This window comes from Frigoribacterium faeni, assembly GCF_007988805.1.
Taxonomy (GTDB): Bacteria; Actinomycetota; Actinomycetes; order Actinomycetales; family Microbacteriaceae; genus Frigoribacterium; species Frigoribacterium faeni.
This window is the reverse complement of sequence record NZ_BJUV01000005.1, coordinates 50,719-69,525: the sequence shown is the minus strand read 5'-3', so window position 1 is coordinate 69,525 and position 18,807 is coordinate 50,719. Positions and strand designations below refer to the sequence as shown.

The 18,807-nt window shown below is 71.3% G+C and carries 15 protein-coding genes and 4 tRNA genes; 11 read left to right on the top strand and 8 right to left on the bottom strand.

The genetic code is table 11. The annotated features are described in order from the left end of the window. The first annotated feature begins 123 nt into the window (after window positions 1-123). Entirely contained in the window at window positions 124-1,377 is a 1,254-nt protein-coding gene (gene coaBC / locus FFA01_RS03725) for a bifunctional phosphopantothenoylcysteine decarboxylase/phosphopantothenate--cysteine ligase CoaBC (RefSeq protein ID WP_146853265.1), read from the top strand. Between the two features lie 158 nt (window positions 1,378-1,535). On the opposite strand, the gene FFA01_RS03720 is transcribed toward coaBC, so the two are convergent. The 3 genes from FFA01_RS03720 to FFA01_RS03710 all read right to left on the bottom strand — a co-directional run bounded on the left by FFA01_RS03720 (window position 1,536) and on the right by FFA01_RS03710 (window position 1,874). Beyond that, window positions 1,536-1,607, bottom strand: a tRNA-Val gene (locus FFA01_RS03720). A 56-nt stretch (window positions 1,608-1,663) separates the two neighbouring features. Then, window positions 1,664-1,737, bottom strand: a tRNA-Cys gene (locus FFA01_RS03715). Window positions 1,738-1,802: 65 nt separating this feature from the next. After that, window positions 1,803-1,874: transfer RNA gene (locus tag FFA01_RS03710), tRNA-Gly, on the bottom strand. Window positions 1,875-2,048: 174 nt separating this feature from the next. Here FFA01_RS03710 and FFA01_RS03705 point away from each other — a divergent pair. Then, window positions 2,049-2,124, top strand: a tRNA-Val gene (locus tag FFA01_RS03705). 54 nt (window positions 2,125-2,178) lie between these two features. On the opposite strand, the gene eat is transcribed toward FFA01_RS03705, so the two are convergent. Together eat and FFA01_RS03695 are read right to left on the bottom strand one after the other, a co-directional pair. After that, entirely contained in the window at window positions 2,179-3,627 is a 1,449-nt protein-coding gene (gene eat / locus FFA01_RS03700; RefSeq protein ID WP_146853133.1) for an ethanolamine permease, read from the bottom strand. Window positions 3,628-3,701: 74 nt separating this feature from the next. Then, window positions 3,702-4,802, bottom strand: a complete 1,101-nt coding sequence (locus FFA01_RS03695; RefSeq protein WP_167627277.1) for a phosphotransferase enzyme family protein — start codon at window positions 4,800-4,802, stop codon at window positions 3,702-3,704. A 334-nt stretch (window positions 4,803-5,136) separates the two neighbouring features. Between FFA01_RS03695 and FFA01_RS03690 the strand changes: the two genes are divergently transcribed. After that, a complete protein-coding gene (locus tag FFA01_RS03690; protein ID WP_146853129.1) occupies window positions 5,137-6,477 on the top strand; it encodes an aspartate aminotransferase family protein in 1,341 nt (446 codons plus the stop codon). Window positions 6,478-6,490: 13 nt separating this feature from the next. Continuing rightward, complete coding sequence (locus FFA01_RS03685) at window positions 6,491-7,294, top strand: GntR family transcriptional regulator (RefSeq protein WP_146853127.1); 804 nt, start codon at window positions 6,491-6,493, stop codon at window positions 7,292-7,294. A gap of 57 nt (window positions 7,295-7,351) precedes the next feature. On the opposite strand, the gene FFA01_RS03680 is transcribed toward FFA01_RS03685, so the two are convergent. Continuing rightward, a complete protein-coding gene (locus FFA01_RS03680; protein WP_146853125.1) occupies window positions 7,352-8,635 on the bottom strand; it encodes an ammonium transporter in 1,284 nt (427 codons plus the stop codon). A 245-nt stretch (window positions 8,636-8,880) separates the two neighbouring features. Continuing rightward, a complete protein-coding gene (gene zapE, locus FFA01_RS03675; RefSeq protein ID WP_146853123.1) occupies window positions 8,881-9,897 on the bottom strand; it encodes a cell division protein ZapE in 1,017 nt (338 codons plus the stop codon). 223 nt (window positions 9,898-10,120) lie between these two features. On the opposite strand from zapE, the gene FFA01_RS03670 reads away from it, so the two are divergent. Genes FFA01_RS03670 through FFA01_RS03660 form a run of 3 tightly spaced genes read left to right on the top strand, consistent with a single transcriptional unit; the run spans window position 10,121 to window position 12,215 of the window. Further along, the gene (locus tag FFA01_RS03670; RefSeq protein WP_146853121.1) at window positions 10,121-11,020 is read left to right on the top strand and encodes a sulfurtransferase; all 900 of its coding nucleotides are present in this window, start codon (window positions 10,121-10,123) and stop codon (window positions 11,018-11,020) included. After that, window positions 11,017-11,460, top strand: coding sequence for a SufE family protein (locus FFA01_RS03665; RefSeq protein WP_146853119.1), 444 nt, complete (start codon window positions 11,017-11,019; stop codon window positions 11,458-11,460). The genes FFA01_RS03670 and FFA01_RS03665 overlap by 4 nt, the downstream gene beginning before the upstream one ends. Further along, complete coding sequence (locus tag FFA01_RS03660) at window positions 11,457-12,215, top strand: dihydrofolate reductase family protein (RefSeq protein ID WP_146853117.1); 759 nt, start codon at window positions 11,457-11,459, stop codon at window positions 12,213-12,215. Before FFA01_RS03665 ends, FFA01_RS03660 begins: the two co-directional genes overlap by 4 nt. On the opposite strand, the gene FFA01_RS03655 is transcribed toward FFA01_RS03660, so the two are convergent. Further along, a complete protein-coding gene (locus FFA01_RS03655) occupies window positions 12,130-13,374 on the bottom strand; it encodes an alpha/beta hydrolase family protein (RefSeq protein ID WP_146853115.1) in 1,245 nt (414 codons plus the stop codon). The genes FFA01_RS03660 and FFA01_RS03655 overlap by 86 nt on opposite strands. Window positions 13,375-13,495: 121 nt before the next feature. Between FFA01_RS03655 and FFA01_RS03650 the strand changes: the two genes are divergently transcribed. From FFA01_RS03650 to FFA01_RS03635, 4 genes are all read left to right on the top strand, one after another. Beyond that, window positions 13,496-14,092 (top strand): DUF3000 domain-containing protein, encoded by a 597-nt coding sequence (locus tag FFA01_RS03650; RefSeq protein WP_146853113.1) that lies wholly within the window; start codon window positions 13,496-13,498, stop codon window positions 14,090-14,092. A gap of 14 nt (window positions 14,093-14,106) precedes the next feature. After that, complete coding sequence (locus tag FFA01_RS03645) at window positions 14,107-15,402, top strand: HRDC domain-containing protein (protein WP_146853111.1); 1,296 nt, start codon at window positions 14,107-14,109, stop codon at window positions 15,400-15,402. A 73-nt stretch (window positions 15,403-15,475) separates the two neighbouring features. Next, on the top strand, window positions 15,476-16,681 hold the full coding sequence (locus FFA01_RS03640; protein WP_146853109.1) for a thiolase family protein: 1,206 nt from the start codon (window positions 15,476-15,478) through the stop codon (window positions 16,679-16,681). Next, entirely contained in the window at window positions 16,678-18,804 is a 2,127-nt protein-coding gene (locus tag FFA01_RS03635; RefSeq protein ID WP_146853107.1) for a 3-hydroxyacyl-CoA dehydrogenase NAD-binding domain-containing protein, read from the top strand. Before FFA01_RS03640 ends, FFA01_RS03635 begins: the two co-directional genes overlap by 4 nt. Window positions 18,805-18,807: the final 3 nt, after the last annotated feature.

The window sequence follows — 18,807 nt, the reverse complement described above, 5'->3', positions numbered from 1 at the left end:
GCAACGCTACCGATTCCGCACCGGATCGGCCGACCGTCCGCATCGATCGACAGGGCACCCTCCGTGACGCACGACTCCACCCCGCACTCCCCGACTCCCTCCGCGGGCGGCGCCGGCGACCGTCTGACCGTCGTCGTCGGCGTCTCGGGCGGGATCGCCGCGTACAAGGCCGTCCAGGTCGTGCGCGAGTTCGTGCTGCTCGGGCACGACGTGCACGTCGTCCCCACCGAGGCCGCTCTGCGCTTCGTCGGCGCACCGACGCTCGAGGCGATCAGTCGCAATCCGGTGCACGCATCGGTGTTCGACGACGTCGCCCAGGTCCGTCACGTCGCCCTCGGACAGCAGGCCGACCTGATCGTCGTCGCGCCCGCCACGGCCCACACCCTCGCGAAGATCGCCCACGGACTGTCGGACGACCTGCTCGGCACCACGATCCTGGCCAGCACGGCGCCGCTGGTCGTCGCCCCCGCGATGCACACCGAGATGTGGCGGAACCCCGCGACGACGGCGAACGTCGACCTGCTCCGCTCGCGCGGCGTCACGGTCGTCGGCCCCGCCGACGGTCCGCTCACCGGGGGCGACGTCGGCCCCGGCCGGCTGAGCGAGCCGTCCGACATCGTCGCCGCCGCCCTGGCCGTCGCGCGTGGCGACCTCCACAGCGACACGGCGATCGTCGAGGAGGCACGGGTCGCCGATCTGGACGGCGTCCGGCTGGTCGTCTCCGCCGGCGGCACCCGCGAGCCGCTCGACCCGGTCCGCTTCGTCGGCAACCGCTCGACGGGCAAGCAGGGCGCCGCGATCGCGCTGTCCGCCGCCCGCCGCGGCGCCTCCGTCACCCTGGTCGCCGCGGAGCTCGACGGCGCCGTGCTCCAGTCGGTCGTCGCCGAGTCGGCGGTGCGCGTCGTGAGCGTCTCGACGGCCCTCGAGCTGCAGTCGGCCATGTCGGTCGAGTCCGCGTCGAACGACGTGGTCGTGATGACGGCCGCGGTGGCGGACTACCGCCCGGCCGAGGTCGCCGACGGCAAGATCAAGAAGGACGACGCGGGCGACGAGCTGATCGTCCGACTCGTCCGCAACCCCGACGTGCTCGCCGGACTCGTCGCCGTCCGTCGGGCGGGTCAGCTCGTCGTCGGGTTCGCGGCCGAGACCACCCACGATCGCGCCGAGCTGCTCGCGCTCGGTCGGACGAAGCAGCGCCGCAAGGGCGCGGACCTGCTGGTGCTGAACTCCGTGGGCTGGACGGCCGGATTCGGCAGCGACGACACCGAGGTCGTCGTGATCGACGCCGAGGGTCGCGAGGTCGCGGAGGCGCGGGGCTCGAAGCACGAGGTCGCCGACGCGCTCCTGGACGCCATCGCCGCGCGGCTGGCTCGGTAGAGGCGTCGCCGTGACGTCTCGCCGGTGATGCGTCGTCCGTGACTCGTCACCGGCGGCGTCTCGCCGATGATGTCTCGGGCGCTGTTCCTCGGCCGCGGCACCGGCACGCGGGGCCGGAGATGACGAAAGCCCCGGCGACTGCCGGGGCTTTCTCTGTGTGAGCGATACTGGGATCGAACCAGCGACCTCTTCCGTGTCAGGGAAGCGCGCTACCGCTGCGCCAATCGCTCAAACTTTTTTCAATTGTGATTCACTGCATCGATTCTAGACCTGGGTCGAGATCGAATGGAGGTGGAGACGGGATTTGAACCCGCGTGAACGGCTTTGCAGGCCGGTGCCTCGCCTCTCGGCCACTCCACCATACGAGTAGCCACCAGACGATGGCCACCAGTCGGTGGACCACCCTCTGGTGAGCATTACACTCGAGCGGATGACGAGATTCGAACTCGCGACCCTCACCTTGGCAAGGTGATGCGCTACCACTGCGCCACATCCGCATTTCGCTTTGCATTTCTGCGTGCAAAAGAACAATACCCACACCCGGCACCAGAAACCAAATCGAGTCACCCTCGTGTCTTACGGGTCCTCTCACGCCCTCCCGCAAGCCGCATGGGTCGGGGCTCGAATGGCGCTCGAGCCCGCCGATGCACTAGCATCGACGAGTCCCACTGGGGCGATTGGCGCAGTTGGTAGCGCGCTTCCTTCACACGGAAGAGGTCATCGGTTCGAGTCCGGTATCGCCCACCAGAACGACACGAAGGGCCCTGCGCATGCAGGGCCCTTCGTGCGTCCGAGGGTGACCTAGCGGAGCTCGGCCTCCGCGCCCGCCAGATGGGCGAACTCCTCCTCCGGCGCGCCCCCGACGAGGTGGTGTCTGCTGTGGAGCCAGAAGTAGAGCAGCCCGACGACGAAGATCCCCGCCGTCACGGCGGCGGCCTGCACGTCGACGACGAACGTCGCCACCACGGCCACGAGCGACAACACGAGCCCGACACCCGTCGTGACGATGCCGCCCGGCGTCCGATACGGGCGGTCGAGATCCGGTTCCCGCAGCCTCAGCACGATGTGCGACAGATTGAGCAGCACGTACGACACCGCGGCGCCGAACACCGCGATGTTGATCAGCTGATCGCCGTCCCCGACGACCGTCGCCAGGACGAAGCCGACCGCCCCGGGCACGACGAGCGCCCAGGTGGGCGTCTTCCTGGCGCTGGTCCGACTGAGCCAGGTCGGCAGGTAGCCGGCGCGGGACAGGGCGAACAGCTGCCGCGAGTAGGCGTACACGATCGAGAAGAAGCTGGCCACGAGTCCGGCCAGCCCCGCGTAGTTGACGAACACCGCCAGACCGTCGGCGCCGACCGCGCGGAGGGCGTCGGGCAACGGGCTGCCCGAGGTGCTCATCAGCGCGCTCCCGGCGCCTCCGGGAGCGAGCAGGAGCACGGAGGCGCCCGTGACGACCAGCACGGCCATCGCGACGATGATCCCGCGGGGCATGTCGCGCTTCGGGTCGCCCGCCTCCTCCGCCGCGAGCGGCACGCCCTCCACGGCCAGGAAGAACCAGATGCCGAAGACCAGGGCGCCGATCATCCCGCCCACCCCGTTCGGCAGGAACGCACTGGCGCCGAACGCCTGCGACACGGGCTGATCGAAGAGATTGGCCGCCTCGAAGTGCGGGATCATGCCGACCGCGAAGACCACGAGCGCGACGAGGGCGATGGCGGTGATGACGAACATCGCCTTGAGCGCCTCGCCCACCCCGATCAGGTGGATGCCGACGAAGAGCGCGAAGCAGACCAGGTAGACCGGCCAGGCGTTCGTGATGCCGAAGAGCCCGAGGCTCTCGACGTACCCGCCGATGAAGACCGCGATGGCGGCGGGCGCGATGGTGTACTCGATCAGGATGGCCAGGCCGGTCGCGAAGCCGCCGAGCCTTCCGAGGGCCCGCCGTGCGAAGCCGTAGCCGGCACCGGCGACGGGCAGCGACGACGACATCTCGGCGAGCCCGAAGACCATGCACCCGTACATCACCCCCATCGCGACGAAGGCGATCAGCAGCCCGCCCCATCCTCCGGCGGCGAGGCCGAGGTTCCAGCCCGAGAAGTCTCCCGAGATGACGTAGGAGACGCCCAGCCCGGCGAGCAGCAGCCATCCGGCCGCGCCCCTCCTCAGCGTGCGTTGCTCGAAGTAGGCCTGCTCGGCGACGCGGGCGTCGCTCGAGGTGGTGCCGTGACTCTCGGTGAGGCGTGACATGAGTGCTCCCAGGGTGTGGTGGTGCGCGGGTCGGACGGAGGTGTCGGGCCGGGTGCCGACGGGATCGGGGCGGATCAGTCGAAGAGCCAGGTGGGCGAGGCGAGGTAGCGCTCGGCGACGGCGACCGTGCCGCTCGTCTGCGCGTTCCAGACCGCCGGCGGCAGCGCATCCTCACGGTGGGTCGTGGTCCAGCCGAGCATCTGCAGGCGGCGGATCATGCTGAGGGCCGCCGCGTGCGCCAGATCAACGTCGGCGAGGGGCCGGACCGTCCGGTAGCCGGCGACCCAGCTCTTCGCGACGTCGGGCGCGTACGCCTCGTGCTCGACGAACGACAGCGCCGAGGCGAAGTCGTAGAGCAGCCAGCTGAAGCCGCAGTCGTCGAAGTCGATGACGGTGAGGGCGCCGTCGGCGATCATGATGTTGGACGGGCGCAGGTCGGCGTGCACGAGGCCCCACGTCGGCCCCTCGGTCGGCAGCGACGAGACGACGGCCAGGGCGACCGCCTCGGCCCGTTCCAGCACGGCCGCCTCTCCGGGGGTGAGGGAGGCGCCGCGCCAGTCCCCCCACCGACTCCCCTCCCCCACCATGTCGGCCGGCGTCCAGGAGAACCGGGTGAAGGCCGCGTCCCGGGCCCAGTCCCGCTGGTGCTCATGCAGCGCGGCGGTCGTCGCGCCGATCTCCGCGGCGAACGGCCGAGGGTCCGTGATGTCCTCGAGGATCTCGCCGACCACCCAGCCGAAGGAGACGCAGTGCCAGTCGGCGCCGCCGTCGTCCGAGAAGGTGTGCACGAGACGACCGTCGACCGTCGGGACGACCTCGGGCACCCTGACCCGCGCCTCCTCGGCGAGGGCACGCAGCCAGGTCAGCTCGCCCTCGATCTGACGCGGATCGGCCACGTAGCCGGGCCGGTGCACGCGCAGCACGGCGACGGGGGCTCCGTCGACGTCGACCCGGAAGGTCGCGTTCTCGGAGACCGCGATGAGGACGATGGAGGCGCGGGACGGGTCGAGCCCCCAGGCCCCGGTCACCGGCGCCGCCAACCAGGACGGGGCCGGAGCGCCGCGGGTCAGCGCGTCGAACGCCGCCAGAGGAGACGTCCGAGGGCGGCTCGACGACGCGAGCGGCGGTTCGCCCACGGGTGACGGGGCGGCTGCGGAGGTGACGGTGGTGTGCACGGGGACTCCTCGGGGAGAGGAGGGCTGGGCCCGCGACGAGCATGGCACGCGCCGCGGGACGACGCGATGGTCCCGAGCGTCGTTTTACCTGCTGGTAACGCCCGGTGCGCTCCGAAACAAACCGTTTCGCTCGGGCGCCCGTTTCGTAACGTGCGCGAAACGCCCGGGCCGCCACGCGCCTCCCGGGGTCGCCAGACTTGTGGTGTCCATCACCACCGCCTCGAGGGTTGGGCCCCGAACGGCACACAGGACACCGGCATCGCACGCACCCTCGCCGATCCATCGAGACCGGACCACGACGTCAGCGCACCACCCGCACCACCGAGAGGACCCCATGGCCACCCGATCGACGATCATGGACACCAACTCGTTCCGCCCGGACGACGCCGCCGCGCTCGATCCGGCGACCCGTGACCTCACGGCACGACGCGACGAGGTGCTCGGCGCGTCGTACCGGCTCTTCTACCGCAGGCCGGTGCACCTGGTGCGGGGCGAGGGCCAGTACCTCTGGGACGTGGACGGCCGCAAGTACCTCGACATGTACAACAACGTGGCGAGTCTGGGGCACTGCCATCCGGCCGTCGTCGCCGCCGTCCACGATCAGATGCAGCGGCTCAACACGCACACGCGCTATCTGCACGAGACGATCCTCGACTACACCGACGACCTGCTGTCCACCCTGCCGGTCGAGCTCGACAAGGCCATGTACATGTGCACGGGATCCGAGGCGAACGACCTGGCGATCCGGGTGGCCCGGGCGTCCAGCGGCGGTGAGGGGATCATCGCGAGCCGCGAGGCCTATCACGGGACGAGCGACCTGACCTCGGGGGTCTCCCCCGCGCTCGGCTCCGGTCAGCCGATCGCTCCGTCGGCCCGCCTCGTCGACGCGCCGGACGCGTACCGGGTGGACGCCCCCGACCTCGGCGCCTGGTTCGCGGACCGGGTGCGTGCCGCCATCGCCGACATGGAGGCCCACGGGACCCGGTTCGCCGGTCTCATCCTCGACTCGATCTTCTCGTCCGACGGCGTGCTGCCCGGACCGGCCGGCTACCTGCGCGAGGCGGTCGACGTCGTGCACCGGGCCGGGGGCGTCGTCATCGCCGACGAGGTGCAGCCCGGCTTCGGTCGCACCGGCGAGGCGTTCTGGGGCTTCCAGCGGCACGGGATCGTCCCCGACGTCGTGACGTTGGGCAAGCCCATGGGGAACGGGATCCCCGTCTCCGGCCTCGTCGCCCGAGCCGACGTCCTCGCCGCCTTCAGCGACACCGTGCCGTACTTCAACACCTTCGGCGGCAACCCGGTCTCGATGGCCGCGGCGCAGGCCGTGCTGACGACGATCCGCGACGAGGGGCTGCAGCAGCACAGCGCCTCCGTCGGCGCCTTCGCGCTCGACGAGCTCAGGGGGCTGATGGCCACCCACGAGACCGTCGGCGACGTCCGAGGCGCCGGACTCTTCATCGGGTTCGAGCTCGTCCGCTCCCGCGACGGACGCGAACCCGATCGCGCCCTCGCTCTCGCCCTGCTCGAGCAGCTCCGCGACCGCGGCGTGCTGACGAGCGTCGCGGGCCCGCACGGCAACGTCCTCAAGCTCCGGCCGCCGCTGGCCTTCCAGGCGGCCGACGTCGACTGGCTCGTCGGGGCCCTCGACGAGTCGTTGACCGCGCTCGGTGCCTGACGGGCGCACGGGCATGCACCGGGACGTCCCGCACGCGGAGCCGACGGCCGGCGAACTCGCCCTCGCGGCCCTCCTCCGGTACTGCCGGGACGAGAGGTTCCACCCCGGCGAGGCGCTGGGCAGCGAGCGTGCGCTGGCCGAACGTCTCGGCGTCGGTCGGACCGTGCTCCGGCAGGCCCTCGACGTGCTGGAGGCGCGGGGCACGATCCGTCGCGCCCTCGGGCGGTCCGGCGGGCTGTTCTTCCACGACGGACGGATCCAACGCCATCTGAACACGGTGGAGGGGGTGCCCGCCATGGTCCGCCATCAGGGTCGGACCATCGCCACGCGCGTGCTGCGCGCCGAGCTGGCGCTCGCCGAGGCCGACGAGAGACGGGGCCTGCGTCTGACCGGGCCCGACCCGGTCTATCGGATCGAGCGCCTCCGGCTCGTCGACGGCGTGCCGTGGTCGCTGGACGCCTCCGTGCTGCCCGCGGCGCGGTTCCCCGGCTTGCTGCGGAGCGATCTCACGGGGTCCCTCTACGCGCTTCTCGCCTCCGGGCACGGAGTGGAGCTCGACCGCGCGGACGAGACCGTCGAGGCGGTGCCCGCCACCCCGGACCAGGCCCGTGCGCTCGACGTCGGCGTCACGGCGGCCCTGCTCGAGATCCGCCGCGTGGCCTGGGACGTCGACGGCGTGCCGGTCGAGTACGCGCACGACTTCTTCCGGGCGGATCGCACCCGGGTGCACATGCAGAGGTACGGGACCAACTGGAAGCGCTCCGCACGACTCGAGCGCGGAGCGCACGGCCCGACGAGGGAGCGGCCGGAGCGCTGACGCACGAGAACGGCCCCGGTCGAGAGGACCGGGGCCGTTCTGCGGAGCGGGTGACGACTACTGGCGCGAGTTCTCCAGCACGTAGCCCTCCTCGCCGTGGATGGCGAGGTCGATGCCCGCGACCTCGTCCTCGTTCTTGACCCGGAAGCCGATCGTCTTCTCGATCACGAAGCCAATCACGTAGGCCAGCACGAAGGAGTAGACCATGACGGCCAGGGCCGAGATCGCCTGGATGCCGAGCTGCTCGAACGAGCCCGAGAAGATCAGGCCGCTGCCGTTGGCGAAGAAGCCGAGGTAGAGCGTTCCGATCAGACCGCCGACGAGGTGGATGCCCACGACGTCGAGCGAGTCGTCGAAGCCGAGCTTGAACTTCAGGTCGATCGCCAGGGCGCAGACCGCACCGGCGACGACGCCGAGCACCATGGCCCAGAACGGGGTCAGGGCGGCGCAGGCCGGGGTGATGGCGACGAGTCCGGCGACGGCGCCCGAGGCGGCGCCGATCGACGTGGCCTTGCCGTCCTTGATCTTCTCGACGACCAGCCAGCCGAGGATGGCGGCGGCGGGAGCGGCGATCGTGTTGAGGAACGCCAGGGCGGCGACGCCGTCGGCCGCGAGCTCGGAGCCGGCGTTGAAGCCGAACCAGCCGAACCAGAGCAGACCGGCGCCGAGGAGCACGAAGGGCGGGTTGTGCGGCTTGTCGGCGCCCTTGGCGAATCCGACCCGCTTGCCGAGCACGAGAGCCAGGGCCAGCGCCGCGGCACCCGCGTTGATGTGGACCGCCGTGCCTCCGGCGAAGTCGATCACGCCCATGCTGGCGATCCAACCGCCGTCCACCACCGAGCCGTCCTCGCCGAGGGTGAAGTTGAAGACCCAGCTGGCGACCGGGAAGTAGACGATCGTGGCCCAGACGCCGGCGAAGATCATCCACGCGCCGAACTTGGCGCGGTCGGCGATGGCACCCGAGATGAGGGCCACCGTGATGATCGCGAACGTCGCCTGGAAGGCGGCGAACGCGATGGTCGGGTACGCCCCGGCCGGGTCCTGGCTGTCGACGAAGAGCGAGTTCAGGCTGAACATCGAGGGATCGAAGCCGAAGACGCCGTCCCAGCCGATGTACGTGTCGGTGCCGGCGGGCCCCTGGGGGCCGTTCGAGAACGCGATCGAGTATCCGAAGAGGACCCAGAGCACGGCGATGAGGCCCATCGCCCCGAAGCTCAGCATCATCATGCTGATCACGCTCTTGGCCTTGACGAGGCCGCCGTAGAAGAACGCCAGGCCGGGGGTCATGAGCAGCACCAGGGCTGCTGTGATCAGCATGAAGGCGGTATTGCCTTGATCCATCTGTGAGTCACCTCTCGATTCGGGAGCCAGGGGCACCGGTCCGTCGTCCGACCGTGATCTTCACGCGCTGTGAGTCCGGACGGGACCGAGGTGCGGCTCTCAGTGTCGTGGCGAGAGGTTTCCATACGTGTGCACGGATGTTTCGGGAATGTAACACGATTCGGCGGCATGTAAACAACGTGTTTCCCCGCGACCGACGCTCGCTGGGACCGCGCTCCGAACTCGCCCGGCGGACGGGGCGCGCGTCATATCGAGGTGAGCGCGACGAGCCGTGACACGGCGCGGAGGTACTTCTTGCGGTAGCCGCCCGCGAGCATCTCGTCGCCGAACACGGAGTCGAGCGGGGTGCCCGACGAGACCACGCGGATCTGCGCGTCGTAGAGACGGTCGACGAACGCGACGAACCTGAGGGCGTCCGTCTGGCTGGCGAGCGGCCGGACGTCGCGGAGGCCCACGGCCGCGAGGCCGTCGACGAGCTTGACGTACCGGCTCGGGTGCACCGTCGAGAGGTGCGCCACCACGGCGTCGAACGAGTCGACCGACCCGGGCCCGTCCCCCGACGCGACGGCGGCGTCGACGTCGTCGACGACCCGGGCGTGCGCCTCCACCTCGCGGCGGCGGTAGTCGTTCCCGTCGATGCGCAGAGTGCGGAAGCGGTCGGACAGCCCCTGGATCTCGCGGAGGAAGTCGGCGGCGGCGAATCGCCCCTCGCCCAGGGCGTTCGGCGGGGTGTTCGAGGTCGCGGCGACCCGGGTGCCGTCGTCGGCGAGGTCGCCGAGGAGGCGGGTCATCATCATCGTGTCGCCGGGATCGTCGAGCTCGAACTCGTCGATGCACACCAGCGACGCGCCCTTGAGCTGGGCGGCCGCGCCGGCGTAGCCCACGGCCCCGACCAGCGCGGTGTACTCGATGAACGTGCCGAAGTAGCGCCGACCCGTGCTGCGGTTGAACAGCGCGGCCAAGAGGTGCGTCTTGCCCACGCCGAAGCCGCCGTCGAGGTAGAGACCGGGCAGGACCGCCGGCGACTCCGGACGACGACGGAAGAAGCCGCGTCGCGCGGCCCCGGCCGAGGCCCCGTCGAAGCCGCGGACGGCCTCGACGGCCTCCTGCTGCGAGGGGAAGTCGGCGTCGGGGCGGTAGTTCTCGAGCGAGGCCTCCACGAACTGCCGTGGAGGCACGAGCGCGGCGACGATCTCGGCCCCGGTGATGGAGGGGGTGCGGTCGACCAGGGACACGACGTGCGCGGTGGGATCGGGTGACATCGGGGCGGCCTCACGGTCGGTCGGGCGGCGGGGCACGACGAGATCGTCGGCGGACGTCGAGCGATCTGTGGAAGAGTCTCAGGGGTTCCCGGGCGAGGCCGCGACACGGTGCGTAGCCTCGACGGGTCGTGCGGACACGAGTTTAGTGCGCACCGACAACCCGATCGCCCGCCGTCGACGGCGGCTCTCCGCCCCGCGGAGCGACACACCCGGAGGTAATCCCATGGTCGTCGAACACGACACGTCCGCCCGCTTCAGCGAGTACGCCCACCCCGAGCGCCTGGTGAGCACCGACTGGCTCGAGGAGCACCTGGGCGCTCCGGGCCTCGTCGTGGTCGAGTCGGACGAGGACGTCCTCCTCTACGAGACCGGCCACATCCCCGGAGCCGTCAAGATCGACTGGCACCTCGACCTCAACGATCCCGTCCAGCGCGACTACATCGACGGCGAGGCGTTCGCCCGACTCATGTCGAGGAGCGGCATCGACCGCGACACGACCATCGTGGTCTACGGCGACAAGAACAACTGGTGGGCCGCCTACGCGTTGTGGGTCTTCTCGCTGTTCGGTCACGACGACGTCCGGCTGCTCGACGGCGGACGCGCCGCCTGGGAGGCCGAGGGCCGCGAGTACACCACCGTCGCCCCGGAGCCCGCCGCGAGCGACTACCCCGTCGTCGAGCGGGACGACTCGGTGATCCGCGCGTACAAGGACGACGTCCTCGCGCACCTCGGCGAGCCCCTCATCGACGTCCGCTCCCCCGAGGAGTACTCCGGCGAGCGGACCACCGCACCGGCCTACCCCGACGAGGGCGCGCTCCGCGCCGGCCACATCCCGTCGGCGGCGAACGTGCCCTGGGGCAGGGCCGCAGCCGACGACGGGCGTTTCCGCGGCGTCGCCGAGCTCGACGCCATCTACCGCGACGGCGCCGGCCTCTCCGAGGGCGACGACGTCGTGGCCTACTGCCGCATCGGCGAGCGGTCGAGCCACACCTGGTTCGTGCTGCACCACCTCATGGGCTTCGAGAAGGTCCGCAACTACGACGGATCGTGGACCGAGTGGGGCAGCGCCGTGCGCGTGCCGATCGTCCAGGGCAGCGAGCCGGGAGAGGTCCCGGCCCGGTGACCGGAGCGAGCCTGCCCGCCGCGCTGGTCGAGATCCGCGAGGAGTTCCTCGCCCTCGACGTCCGGAACCGCCTCCAGCTCCTGCTCGAGTTCTCGAACGAGCTCCCCGAGCTGCCCGCGCGCTACGCCGACCACCCGGATCTGCTCGAGCGCGTCGTCGAATGCCAGTCGCCGGTGTTCCTGTTCGTCGAGGTCGCCGACGGCCGCGTCCACCTGCACGCGACGGCGCCCCGCGAGGCGCCGACGACCCGCGGCTTCGCCTCCATCCTCGCCCAGGGGCTCGACGGACTGACCGTCACCGAGGTCCTCGACGACGTGCCCGACGACTACCCGCAGACCATCGGTCTCACCGAGGCCGTCAGCCCGCTGCGGATCCGGGGCATGACGGCCCTGCTCGGTCGGGCGAAGCGCCAGATCCGCGAGAGGACCGCCGTCGCGTGACCCTGCGGGTGCTGCACACGACCGAGCGGCCCGCCGACACGGGTCTCGAGCTCGACATCGAGCACGAGGACACACCGGCCCGTCTGCGTGGGCTCTACGCGCCTCCTGCACCCGTCTGGTTGCGACTCAACCTGATCGCGGCCGTGAGCGGCGATGCGGCCGGGTCGGACGGCACGTCGGAGACCCTGAGCAACGCGACCGACCGGATGATCCTCTCCGCGATCCGCACCGTCGCCGACGGAGTGCTCGTCGGGGCGGCGAGCGTCCGCGCCGAGGGCTATCGCGTCCCGAAGACCTCGCGCCTCGTCGTCGTCACGTCGTCGGGCGATCTGACCGGGCATCGGATGGATCCCGAGCAGGCCGAACGGGTCGTCGTCGTGTGCCCCGAGTCCGCCACCGGCGCCGTCCGCCGCACGCTCGGCGACCCCGTCTGGCGGGCCGCGTCCGTCGTGACCTGTCCCGACGACGACGGTCTGCTCGAGCCCGCCGCCATCCTCGACGGCCTGCGCGAGCACGGTCTCGACTCGCTCGTCTGCGAGGGCGGGCCGTCGCTCGCCGGGCAGTTCCTGCGCGACGGTCTCGTCGACGAGCTCTGCCTCTCGACCTCGCCCGTCGTCATCGGGAGCGGACTGCCGGTGTTCGGGCGCGAGCGCTTCGACCCGTCGCGCCTCACCCTCCGTCAGCTGCTGATGGACGAGCAGAGCGCCCTGTATGCCCGGTGGCTCGTGGAAGACGGTCCAGCCAGTCGCCGATGACCCGGTCGAACCGCTCGGGGTCGTAGTTCCAGAGCTTCGTGTGACGCGCCTCGTGGAACACCTCCAGCTGCACGAGGTCGGGGCGGGCCGCGGCCAGCGCGTGCGAGGCCGTCGACGGGACGAAGCCGTCGTCGTCGCTGTGCAGGACGAGCACGGGCACGTCCAGCTCGTCGGCGCGACGGGCGAGATCGAGCCGGTCGAAGTCGATCGGCCCGCGACGGCCGCTCAGGCGCGACAGCGTCGGGGACTGCAGGAGGCGCAGCACGAGATCCTGCACCGGCGCCGGGACGTGCATGGCCGCGCCCTGGTACCGCAGCGTGGTGCGCCAGTCGACGACGGGCGACTCGAGCACGACGCCGGCGACGCGACGGCCGAGGGACGACCTCGTGAGCGCCTGCAGCACCACGGCTCCACCCATCGACCACCCCATCAGCACGATCGAGGTCGCGCCGTTCTCCACGGCGTAGCGCAGGGCCGCCTCGACGTCCTCCCACTCGGTGTCGCCGAGGGCGTACCGGCCGTCGGGCGACGGCGGCGCCTCGCCGTCGTTCCGATACGAGACGAGGAGCGACGTGTAGCCGGCACGGCGGAACACGGGAACCGCCCGGATGGTCTCGGCCCGCGTGACGCCGCGACCGTGGACCCCGATCATCCAGGGCCCGCGCGGGCCGTCGTCGGCGGCGGCCAGCCAGGCGGGAGCCGGACCGACCGGGGTGGTGATCCGCACCTCCTCGGCGGGCAGTCCCGCGTCGGCGGGACTCGACCAGAGCCAGCCGCCGATGCGGCCCGAGCGGGCGACGGCGAGGTCGCCGCGGTCGACGCCGTCGACCCGTCGGACGACCACCCGCCCGTCGTCGGACAGGACCTCGCCGACGCGCGCGTGACCGGCCCCGCGGTCGAACCAGAGGCTGTACCGACCAGGGAGGCGCGTGTCGGCGTTCGAGGAGACGGTCACCCTCGCCTCGGCGTCGTCGAACCCCTCGATGCGCACGTCGTCGGTCCGTCGGCGCTCGGGCGTGACGATCTTTCGCATGATCGCGACGACTCCGCCGACCGTGGTCAGCAGAGCGGCGGTCCCGGTCGCCGCCACGACGATCGCGGTGACGAGGGCCGCCCTCGACGGGGGCGACGACGCGGTGGCGGACGGCGGGACGGTCATGACGGCCTCCGGACGGTGGAGCGGGTGGGATGCCGACCGGAGGGATGCGAGGCCCGCCGCGGTGCGGGACCTCGCGGCGTGCCGCCTTCCTGACGGTCTGCTCGGAGCCTAGTCTGCAGAGGTGTCCGACAATCCCCCGACGCCGTCGCCCCCGTCCGCGTTCACCGCGGCGACCGACTCCGTCCGCCGCGCGACCGCGCGCGACGACCTCGCGGTCACCGAGATCCCCGCTCCGTCCGGCCTGGCCCCGTTCTCCCTGGCGCTCGCCGGCGACGTGGTGGGCGCGAACGGCCGCGCGGACGCCGATCTCGGCACCGGACGCTTCATCCTGCTCCACGACGCGGACGAGCCGGAGGCCTGGGGCGGCCCGTTCCGGGTCGTCTGCTTCGCCCAGGCGCCGCTCGAGACCGACCTCGCCCTCGATCCCTTCGTGGCCGACGTGGCCTGGTCGTGGCTGGTCGACTCGCTCGACGCCCGCGGCGCGTCGTACGACGCCGCCTCGGGTACCGCCACGAAGGTCCTGTCGACCGGCTACGGCGAGCTCGCCCGCCATGGCGACGGCGCGCAGCTCGAACTGCGCGCCTCCTGGAGCCCCACCAGCACCGACCTCGCCCCCCACATCGAGGCCTGGAGCGAACTGATCTGCACGCTGGCGGGACTCCCGCCCACCGTCGAGGGCGTCACCCTCCTCGCGTCGCGGCGGGTCGGTCGAGACTGACCCAGAAGGACGACATGAACGCCGCCGCATCAGAACCCTCCCGGGACGAGACCTCCCGCGACCCCGTCGTGACCGTCTCCCCCGTCGTGGTGACCACCGCAGACGACTCCCACGGGCGCGTCGACGTCATCGACGACCGGGACGGATACCTCGCCGCCGTCGACGCGATCCGCGCCGGGACCGGCCCGATCTCGATCGACGCCGAGCGCGCCTCCGGCTTCCGCTACTCGCAGCGCGCCTATCTCATCCAGGTCTTCCGCCGCGGGGCGGGCGTCTTCCTCTTCGACCCGCCCGCCATCGGCTCGTTCGCCGAGCTGCAGGAGGTCATCGGTCACGAGGAGTGGGTCCTGCACGCGGCGAGCCAGGACCTCGCCTGCCTCCGCGAGGTGGGACTCGACCCGGAGACCGTGTTCGACACCGAGCTCGGCGCACGGATCGCCGGGCTGCCCAAGGTCGGCCTCGGCGCGGTCGTCGAGCAGCTGCTCGGCGTCCACCTGGCGAAGGAGCACTCGGCCGCCGACTGGTCCACCCGCCCGCTCCCGCAGAGCTGGCTGGTCTACGCGGCCCTCGACGTCGAGCTCCTCGTCGACCTCCGGGATGCGATGGAGGAGCGGCTCGAGGCCGCGGGCAAGCTGCAGATCGCGCGACAGGAGTTCGCGGCCACCGTGGCGCGCGAGGCCAAGCCGCCCAAGGCCGAGCCGTGGCGACGACTGACCGGGCTGCACACGATCCGCGGGGCGCGTGGCCTGGCCGTCGCCCGCGAGCTCTGGCTGGCCCGCGACGACTACGCCCGGCAGATCGACACCGCCGCCGGTCGACTCGTGCCGGACTCGTCGCTCGTCGCGGCGACCAAGGCGATGCCCCAGGACAAACGCGCCCTCGCGGGCATGAAGGAGTTCGTCGGTCGCGCCAGCCGCAGCGAGCTCGACCGCTGGTGGAGCGCCATCGAGCGGGGACTCGCGACGGACGACCTGCCGTCGACGCGCGGCCCCGCCGGCGACACCCTCCCTCCGCCCCGCAGCTGGGCCGACAAGAACCCGATGGCCGACGCCCGGTACCGCTACGCCCGGCCGCGCATCACGGAGATCGCCGACTCGCTCGACATGCCGGTCGAGAACCTGCTGACGCCGGAGCACCTCCGCCGGCTCGCCTGGGAGCCCCCCATCCCGTTCGAGGCCGACGCCGTCGCAGCGGCCCTGGCGGTGCTCGGCGCCCGCCCGTGGCAGATCGACGCGGTGGCCGGCCCCCTGACCGACGCGTTTGTCGACGCCCACCAAGAGCCCGAGGACGGCGACGGCACGCCTTCGTAGACTTCCGCGAAGGATTCTCTCCCGGCCCGCCCCTCTCCCTAGGATCGGACCAGATCCGAGCACTGGAGGCAATGTGGCCGAGAGAACAGAAGTCGTCTTCGTCGACGGGGTCCGCACCCCGTTCGGCAGGGCCGGCGACAAAGGCATGTACTGGAAGACCCGCGCCGACGACCTCGTCGTCAAGGCCATGAAGGGCCTGCTCGAGCGCAACCCGTCGCTGCCGCTCGACCGGGTCGACGACGTGGCCATCGCCGCGACCACCCAGCAGGGCGACCAGGGGCTCACCCTCGGGCGCACCACCGCCCTGCTGGCCGGACTGCCCCGTTCCGTGCCGGGGTTCGCCATCGACCGGATGTGCGCCGGCGCCATGACGAGCGTGACCACGCTGGCCGGCGGCATCGCCTTCGGGGCCTACGACGTCGCCATCGCCGGCGGCGTCGAGCACATGGGGCGGCACCCGATGGGATTCAACGCCGACCCCAATCCCCGGTTCGTCGCCGAGAAGCTCGTCAGCGGCGAGGCCCTGAACATGGGCAACACCGCCGAGCGGATCCACGACCGGTTCCCTCGGCTCACCAAGGAGCGGTCCGACCGTTTCGCGATGCGGTCGCAGCAGAAGCTCGCCGCGGCCTACGATGCCGGCCAGATCCAACCCGATCTCGTGCCCGTCGCCATAGCGACCGACGAGGGCTGGGGTCTGGCCACTCGCGACGAGGCGCCCCGTCCCGAGACGACCATGGAGGGGCTCGCGTCGCTCCGCACGCCGTTCCGGCCCCACGGTCGTGTCACGGCCGGCAACTCGTCGGGCCTCAACGACGGTGCCACCGTCAGTCTGCTCGCCTCGAGCCAGGCCGCCGACGAGCTCGGGCTCACCCCGAAGATGCGCCTCGTGAGCTTCGCCTTCGCGGGCGTCGAACCGGAGATCATGGGCATCGGTCCGGTTCCCTCCACCGAGAAGGCGCTCCGCAAGGCGGGCCTGACCATCGCCGACATCGGGCTCTTCGAGCTCAACGAGGCGTTCGCGGTCCAGGTGCTGTCGCTGCTCGACCACTTCGGCATCGACGACGACGATCCGCGCGTCAACCCCTGGGGCGGTGCGATCGCCGTCGGACACCCTCTCGCCTCGAGCGGCGTCCGCCTCATGATCCAGCTCGCCCGCCAGTTCGAGCAGCGCCCCGACGTCCGCTACGGGCTGACGGCCATGTGCGTCGGCCTCGGGCAGGGCGGCAGCGTCATCTGGGAGAACCCGCACTACTCGCGAAAGGCGGCCCGGTCATGACGACGGCCCTCGAGACCCTCACCGCACTGTCCGCCGACGAGGTCGTGACGCACTCGTACGTCCGAGACGTGCCCTTGCCCTCCGGCGGGGTCCTCGCCCTCGTCACTCTCGACAACGGCCGCGACCACACCCGCCCGAGCACGCTCGGACCCGCGACGCTCGCCGAGTTCGGAGCGACTCTCGACGGACTGCGCGAACGCGCCTCCCGGGGGGAGATCGCGGCCATCGCCGTCACCGGCAAGCCGTACTTCCTCGCCGCGGGCGCGGACCTCAGCAAGGTCAGCCAGATCCCCAGTCGCGAGGTGGGCCTCGAGCTGGCGCGTCAGGGCCACGCGGTGCTGGGCAAGCTGCACGACGCCGGCGTGCCCACGTTCGTCTTCGTCAACGGACTCGCCCTCGGCGGCGGCGTCGAGATCGGCCTGCACGCCGACTACCGCACGGTGGACTCGTCGGCGGCCGCGATCGCCCTGCCCGAGGTCTTCCTGGGGATCATCCCCGGCTGGGGCGGCGCCTGGCTGCTGCCCAATCTGATCGGCATCGAGAACGCGCTCCGCGTCATCGTCGAGAACCCGCTGAAGAACAACCGCACGCTGAAGCCCGCGCAGGCCCTCGAGCTCGGGATCGTCGACGTGCAGTTCGGTCCGGCGGCCTTCCTCGAGGACAGCATCCGCTGGGCGGACGGCGTCATCTCCGGACGCATCTCCGTCAAGCGGCCCAACGCACCCGGCAGGATCGAGCGGGCCGTCAAATGGGACGCCGCGATCGGCATCGCCCGGAAGTCCCTCGAGTCGAAGATCGGCACGGTCGCGAAGTCGCCCTACGCCGCACTCGAGCTGCTGAGAGCGGCCAAGAGCACCGACCGCGCGACGGGCTTCGCCGCCGAGGACGAGGCACTCGCCGATCTCGTGTCGGGCGATCAGTTCCACGCCAGCATGTACGCCTTCGACCTGGTGCAGAAGCGAGCGAAGAAGCCGGCCGGCGCCCCCTCCCCCGAGCTCGCCCGGAAGATCGGCAAGGTCGGAGTCGTCGGCGCCGGACTGATGGCGAGTCAGTTCGCGCTGCTCTTCGTGCGTCGACTCCGCGTCCCCGTCGTCATCACCGATCTCGACCAGGGCCGCGTCGATGCCGGCGTCGCCCGGATCAAGAGCGACATCGTCGAGCTCGCGGCCAAGGGACGCATCTCCGCAGACGAATCCAACCGGCTGGAGGCGCTCGTCACGGGCACGACGGACCTCTCGGAGTTCGCCGACTGCGACTGGGTGATCGAGGCGGTCTTCGAGGAGCTCTCGGTCAAGCAGTCGGTGTTCGCCGACGTCGAGAAGGTCGTCGCCGACACGGCGGTCCTGGCGACGAACACGTCGTCGCTGAACGTCGAGGCGATCGGGGCCCGCCTCGAGCACCCCGAGCGGCTCGTCGGGTTCCATTTCTTCAACCCCGTCGCGGTGATGCCGCTGATCGAGGTGGTGAAGACGCCGAACACCGACGAGGCGACCCTGAGCACCGCCATGGTCACGGCGAAGGCCCTGCGGAAGAACGCCGTGATCACGGCTGACACGCCGGGCTTCGTGGTGAACCGCATCCTCGCGAAGGTCCTCGGCGAGGCCATGCACGCCGTCGAGACCGGCACCCCGTTCGATGTCGTCGACCGCTCCATCGACCCGTTCGGCCTGCCGATGACGCCGTTCGAGCTGCTCGAGCTGGTGGGTCTGACCGTCGGGGCGCACGTGCTCGACACGCACCATGCGGCCTTCCCGGAGCGGTTCCACGCGAGTGAGGCTCTCCACCGTCTGGCCGACCACGGTCGCATCTACGAGCGCGACGCCAAGGGCCGCATCAAGGGCTTCGACAAGAAGGCGGTCGCCCTGGCTGCGGGTGAGGGCACGGCCCTGTCCGGTGACGACCTCCGGCGCCGGGTCGAGGACGGACTCGCCGACGAGGTCGGTCGGATGCTCGACGACCACGTCGTCGCGGCGGCGGAGGACATCGACCTCTGCCTGATCCTCGGAGCGGGGTACCCGTTCCAGATGGGCGGTCTGACGCCGTATCTCGACCGGGTCGGAGCGTCCGAGCGGGTGCGGGGACGCACCTTCCACACGCCGCCGATCCGCGGCGTGGCGGGCTGAGCC

Coding starts and splice junctions, on each gene's coding strand:
- eat (WP_146853133.1), bottom strand. CDS start 3,627: ATGTCACGCCTCACCGAGAGTCACGGCACCACCTCGAGCGACGCCCGC.
- FFA01_RS03690 (WP_146853129.1), top strand. CDS start 5,137: ATGGCCACCCGATCGACGATCATGGACACCAACTCGTTCCGCCCGGAC.
- FFA01_RS03685 (WP_146853127.1), top strand. CDS start 6,491: ATGCACCGGGACGTCCCGCACGCGGAGCCGACGGCCGGCGAACTCGCC.
- FFA01_RS03680 (WP_146853125.1), bottom strand. CDS start 8,635: ATGGATCAAGGCAATACCGCCTTCATGCTGATCACAGCAGCCCTGGTG.
- zapE (WP_146853123.1), bottom strand. CDS start 9,897: ATGTCACCCGATCCCACCGCGCACGTCGTGTCCCTGGTCGACCGCACC.
- FFA01_RS03670 (WP_146853121.1), top strand. CDS start 10,121: ATGGTCGTCGAACACGACACGTCCGCCCGCTTCAGCGAGTACGCCCAC.
- FFA01_RS03655 (WP_146853115.1), bottom strand. CDS start 13,374: ATGACCGTCCCGCCGTCCGCCACCGCGTCGTCGCCCCCGTCGAGGGCG.
- FFA01_RS03645 (WP_146853111.1), top strand. CDS start 14,107: ATGAACGCCGCCGCATCAGAACCCTCCCGGGACGAGACCTCCCGCGAC.
- FFA01_RS03635 (WP_146853107.1), top strand. CDS start 16,678: ATGACGACGGCCCTCGAGACCCTCACCGCACTGTCCGCCGACGAGGTC.